4 protein-coding genes are annotated in these 5,839 nt (G+C 56.1%); all 4 read left to right on the top strand.

Annotation, left to right across the window (positions count from 1 at the left end; genetic code table 11):
- Window positions 1–484: 484 nt before the first annotated feature.
- The 4 genes from BUA12_RS07675 to BUA12_RS07660 all read left to right on the top strand — a co-directional run bounded on the left by BUA12_RS07675 (window position 485) and on the right by BUA12_RS07660 (window position 5,692).
- On the top strand, window positions 485–1,282 hold the full coding sequence (locus tag BUA12_RS07675) for a TerC family protein (RefSeq protein WP_072710013.1): 798 nt from the start codon (window positions 485–487) through the stop codon (window positions 1,280–1,282).
- A 55-nt stretch (window positions 1,283–1,337) separates the two neighbouring features.
- Window positions 1,338–3,206, top strand: a complete 1,869-nt coding sequence (locus tag BUA12_RS07670; RefSeq protein WP_245772777.1) for a trypsin-like peptidase domain-containing protein — start codon at window positions 1,338–1,340, stop codon at window positions 3,204–3,206.
- Between the two features lie 90 nt (window positions 3,207–3,296).
- Window positions 3,297–4,655, top strand: coding sequence for a TrkH family potassium uptake protein (locus tag BUA12_RS07665; RefSeq protein ID WP_072710011.1), 1,359 nt, complete (start codon window positions 3,297–3,299; stop codon window positions 4,653–4,655).
- Between the two features lie 38 nt (window positions 4,656–4,693).
- On the top strand, window positions 4,694–5,692 hold the full coding sequence (locus tag BUA12_RS07660) for a bifunctional UDP-sugar hydrolase/5'-nucleotidase (RefSeq protein WP_143146111.1): 999 nt from the start codon (window positions 4,694–4,696) through the stop codon (window positions 5,690–5,692).
- The last annotated feature ends 147 nt before the right edge of the window (window positions 5,693–5,839 follow it).

Raw genomic sequence — 5,839 nt, 5'->3', positions numbered from 1 at the left:
TGACGTTCCTGATTGAGCGGCAGGCGCCTTCTATCGCTCACTGACGTTCTTGAATAAGCGACAGGCGCCGATCCCCGCCATTTCCATGAAATTTTATTGTAAAACGTTTTCATGGGCAAAACGCCTTTACAACGGCATATGAATGGGATATATTATATTCATCAATGAAACCACAATTGAATAGATCCTTATCAATAGCTAAAATTTAGTTTTGAAAAAGGGGAGTAACCATAGTGATCATCGACCGGCTGGAATCATCGGCCACACAGTGATCGACTATCATTACATCGTCATGACGGCAACCGCTTGAGCCACACTCACAATCGGACCCGGTGTAATGAACGGCTGACATACGGCTCCGGCCGCCATATCTGCTGTACCGTGAGACCTTTGGCAAAACGTACTGAAGAATCCTTCTGTACGTTCTGCGATGGGTCTCTTTTTTGTTGGTCAATTTGAAAACCAGACATGGAGGTACACATTTATGGATATCGCAGTAATATTGGAATATGGTTGGGTCCTCATCGTCCTGATCGTCCTTGAAGGATTGCTCGCAGCGGATAACGCTGTCGTGCTCGCGGTCCTCGTCAGGCACCTGGAGCCGAAGGAGCGCAAGAAAGCATTGTTCTACGGTCTGCTCGGGGCGTTCGTCTTCCGGATGATCGCCATCCTGCTGCTCGTCTGGCTCGTCCAGTGGTGGTGGATGCAGGCGCTCGGGGCACTTTATCTCTTCTGGGTGTCGGGGTCGCACCTCTACGGCATCTTCAGGGAAAATAAAAAAGACCCGAAGCAGGCGGATGTCCACGCTGCCGTCACAAACGAGCAGAAAAAAGGCGGCGGCTTCTGGATGACGGTCTTCAAGGTCGAGCTTGCGGATATCGCGTTCGCCATCGATTCGATCCTTGCAGCGGCGGCGATTGCACTCGCACTGCCTGAAGTGGGCGGGGATTTCTTCGGGGTCAATGCGGGTCAGTACGCGGTGATGGTGGTCGGCGGACTCGTCGGGGTCATCATCATGCGCTTCTTCGCATCGTGGTTCGTCGCCGTACTTGCACAGCGTCCCGGCCTTGAAATCGCGGCGTTCCTGATCGTCGGCTGGGTCGGCGTCAAACTGGCGGTACTTTCGATGGCGCATGAAGCGGTCGGCCTCATTCCACATGAGTTCCCGCACTCGACGGCATGGAAGCTCATCTTTTGGAGCATCATGCTCATCATCATCCTCGCCGGCTGGTTCGGCAGCAGGAAGAAGTCCCCTTACGATAGCGAATCAGTGGAAGTATAGACGGATAAATCTTATAATATAAATTAAGTTATTTGAGACGCTGGGAGGAAGAGATTTGGACAACGATAAAAAACATGTCATTCCTAGAGACCGTTACAGACGCAGACGCCGCGTCTTCACAGAAGACGGGCAGGAACCGATCGCACCTTATGAGCGGGAGCCTGAAGCCGCGGAATCCGAAAGCCCCGGTGATGAGGCATCACAGCCATCACAATCGGCATCGGAGGCCAGAAGGGCATCGATTGGGGAGTCCCGCGGGCGTTCCCATGAGCCGGTCTATGGATATGATGATCCGACAGATGAGGAAGTTGAAGATGAATCAGGCTACCAGGATGTGTATACTTCACCCCCTGCAGAAGAGGCGGGGAAGGCATCATCCGACATCCCGAATGAAGCGCATGATGTCCATGCTGAAGACAGGGAAGCGGACAGTGGCACACCTGCCGGACCACAACCAGAGCCGGAACCGACCCCGCGCAGGGCACGGGAAACGCCTGCTGCTTACAACACCGCCGGCGCAGCTTACGGCTATCCGGGGGATGAAGCACCGGAGGCGGCCGAAGGCGGCACGGAGATGAAGCGCACCGGCAGGGACGAAAACGGGCGTGACCGCGCAGTCGCCGGTGCTGCGGTACCGCCTGACAGCAGGAATGCAGACACCGCTGACCACGGCGCAGTGCCGCCGGCAGGCGGGGATGGCAGCGGCAACAACGGAAATGATGGCCCGGGCAGGGGACGCGGCGGCGGCGGATTTTTCCGTTCCTTCCTGCTGCCGCTCCTCGCCGGTGTACTGGGCGCGCTGCTCGTCCTTTTATTGTTCAATGCATTTGAGGGCGGTTCGGACCCGGAGCTCACGGCGACCGATGAGGAGGAAGCCGGCACGGAGCAGGAAACTGAAGAGCCGGCAGTGGAAGATGCGACCGGCAATGAAATCACCCAGGCCATCGATGCCTCACGCGATTCCGTCGTATCGGTGATCAACCTGCAGCGCGTCGACTCGCTGCTGCCCGGCATCTTCGGGGAAATGCCCGAAACACAGCAGTCCGAACCGGAAGAAGCCGGCATCGGCTCCGGCGTGATCTACAGGGACGATGGTGAGACGGCCTACATCGTGACCAACCACCACGTCGTCGAAGGCGCGGAGGAACTTCAGGTCAATATGCAGAACGGCGAATCCGTCACAGCCAACATCGTCGGTACCGACATATGGACGGACCTTGCCGTACTCACGATTTCAAGCGAGGCGGTCGAGGGCACGCTGGACTTTGCGGACAGTGACGAGCTGACGGTCGGCCAGACGGCCATCGCCATCGGCTCACCGCTCGGTGAGGCATTCTCGGGATCGGTTTCCCAGGGCATCGTCTCCGGGCTTGACCGCTCTGTTCCGGTCGACCTCGCCGGAGACGGCAGTTATGACTGGGAAGCGAACGTCATCCAGACGGATGCCGCGATCAACCCGGGGAACTCCGGCGGTGCACTGATCGATGCGAACGGCAACCTGATCGGCATCAACTCGATGAAGATCAGCATGCCGCAGGTTGAAGGCATCGGATTCGCGATCCCTGCGAACGAAGTGCAGAAGGTCGTCACGCAGATCGAGGAAAACGGTGAAGTGGAACGGCCGTTCCTCGGCGTCACACTCCAGGACCTGTACACCATCCCGCCTGAAATCGTCCAGAGCGAGATGAACCTTCCTGAAGATGTCAATTCGGGCGTGGTCATCAGCAGTGTGCAGCCCGGATCGCCCGCCGAAGTCGCAGGACTGCAGCAGCTGGACCTCGTCACAGCACTTGACGGCAACGCAGTCGATAACATGATGGAACTGAGGCAATACCTGTATTATGAAAAAGAGCCGGGCGACGAAATGACGATCGAGTACTACCGGAACGGCGAACAACAGACCGTCACGGCGAATTTGCAGTAAAATTTCAAGACCGGCTCAATTTAGAGTCGGTCTTTTTAAAGTTTTGTAGTAGAATAAAAACCATCATGATTACGAGAGGAGTCCTGCAGGATGTTCAGAAAGATGCGGGCGAAGTTCAGGCGTTCCAGCCCCGAACAGCTGATTTTCCTTTATTATTTCATAGCGATCGTGGCGGCGACGCTGCTGCTCTCGCTGCCGGTGTTCTACCGTGTCGATTATTCCGGGGTGGACTTTGTGGATATCCTGTTCGTCGCCTCCTCGGCACTGAGCGTCACGGGGCTCAGCAGCCTGGATATCGCGACGACGTTCAATCTGCCCGGTTATGTCGTCATCATGTTCATCATGAACCTCGGCGGTGTCGGCGTCATGGCGATGGGCACGATGATATGGCTGCTGCTCGGGCAGAAGATCGGGCTCCGGGAACGGATGCAGATCAAAGTCGATACGAACCAGTATAAAATATCCGGCGGCGTCAAATTGATCATCGACATCATCGTCCTCATACTCCTGATTGAAATCATCGGTGCGGTATATTATTTCGCCATATTTTTGATGGAGACGGGGAATATGAACTATGCACTGCTGCACAGCATCTTCCTGTCCATATCCGCAACGACGAACGGCGGACTGGATTTATTTTCCGGGTCGCTCACCGGATATGACACCGCATTCCATCTGCAGGTGCCGGTGATGATGCAGATCGTCCTCGGGTCGATCGGCTATCCGGTGCTGATCGAGCTGCGCAACTTCCTATCAAGGCGCCGCAAGCATTTCAGGTTCTCTTTATTCACGAAAGTGACGACGGCCACATACGGCGGATTGTTCGTGGTTGGCGCCGTGGTGATCTTCATCATGGAATGGCGGGATTATTTCGAAGAGTTCGGCGTGACCGGTGCACTTTTCAACAGCATGTTCCTGTCGGTGACGTCACGGAGCGGCGGGCTCACGACCGTCCCCGTCGATATGCTTGACGAGGGGACGCAGCTCTTCATGAGTGCCCTGATGTTCATCGGGGCGAGCCCGAGTTCTGCAGGCGGGGGCATACGCACGACCACATTCGCGATATTGCTGTTGTTCCTGATTTCGTTCAGCCGGGGCAGGACGCACATCCATGCATTCAAACGGAACATCGCCCGGCAGGATATCGACCGTGCATTCGCAGTCATCTCGCTTGCCGTCCTGCTCGTCTTTACAGGGGTCACGTCGATCGTCTTCATGGAAAACGGCAGATTTGCAGTAACCGATATTTTATTCGAAGTGACCAGTGCGTTCGGCACGGCGGGCCTGTCGACGGGGATCACAGCGGAACTCTCCGCAGCGAGCAAGGTGATCATCATCGCCTTCATGTTCATCGGGCGGATCGGTTTCATATCCTTCATATTGTTCATCGGCGGCAGGCAGCATACACATTCCTATGAATTTCCGGAAGAGCGGATCATGGTGGGATGAAATCAAGGAGGGGTTTGACCATGCAGGAGTTTTTTACAGTGAAATTAATTTTGACGCAGCATCTCGGCGGCAAGCTAGGCATGAGCGAGGATGTCTCATTGTCGAAAGTGTCCCGTTACGCGACGACGATCAATGCGGACGACAACTTCCATGTGCTGCTCGGTGATCTCGGGGGGACGCTCGGCATCGATCAGGAACTCCGGGGCCGGCGGAACCCTGCGGTCACGGCGATGAATTATATGGGATACAACTTCGCGGTGCTGAACCACCGGGATTTGTCGAACATCTCGAAATTGCGCCGCGCGGTCGGATTTTCAAGGTATCCATTTCTGAACTGCAACATCGGCCATCCGAATACGAAAGAGCCTTTCTTCGGCGAGCCGTATGAGATGATCGAGATCAACGGCATGCGCCTGGCGTACGTCAGCGGCTATGCGGGGCCGTTTGACGCGGAGGACGATGACCTCTTCGAGGTGGCGGACATCGCCGAAGCGCTCCGCCGCACCCTGCGCTACATCTATGACAATAAAGACCCCGATTATGTGATCGTCGCGGTTTCCGACTGGGATGAGACGATGCAGAATGTGGTCGATGAACTGGAAGGCGTGGGCATCGTCATCACCGGCGCATCGGAAGTCTACGGCGGTGCGTTCAATCCGGGGGGAGATGCGGAGGTTCCTTCCGATCTAGCAGCAAACTTTTCAGCTGAAGCTTCGGAAGATCTTGCCGCCGCAATCAGTCCTCAGCAATTCGTGAGGAACATCGGAGGCGGCCGGGGCCGCCCGCACACGGACAAAGCGGAGGAATCCGGCCCGCGCCTCCTGTCCGGCAAGGAAAATTACGCTGCCGGGGATTCCGCATCGATTTCCATGTACCACCATCATCATGAAGGCTTCGTCATGTCCATCGATCTGCGCTTCAAGCGCCGCACCACCACTTTCGAGTACCTTGGCCATACAATCAGCTACCTCGATCATGAAATATCCGAGCTGACCGACGATATCCATTTAAATGATCTGATTTATTATCACTTGTAGAGGGTGGGCGGGCGCTGTCGGCCACTGAGAGAGCTGAATGAGCGCGAGCCGTCCTCTACCGCTCACTGGGGATGCTGAGTGAGCGCAAGCCGCCCTCTACCGCTCACTGGGGGAGCTGAATGAGCGCAAGCCGCCCTCTACCGCTCA

The organism is Lacicoccus alkaliphilus DSM 16010, from assembly GCF_900142805.1.
In the GTDB taxonomy this organism is placed as follows: Bacteria; Bacillota; Bacilli; order Staphylococcales; family Salinicoccaceae; genus Lacicoccus; species Lacicoccus alkaliphilus.
Note: the sequence above shows the minus strand (reverse complement) of the source record. Positions and strands in the feature narration are given on the sequence as shown.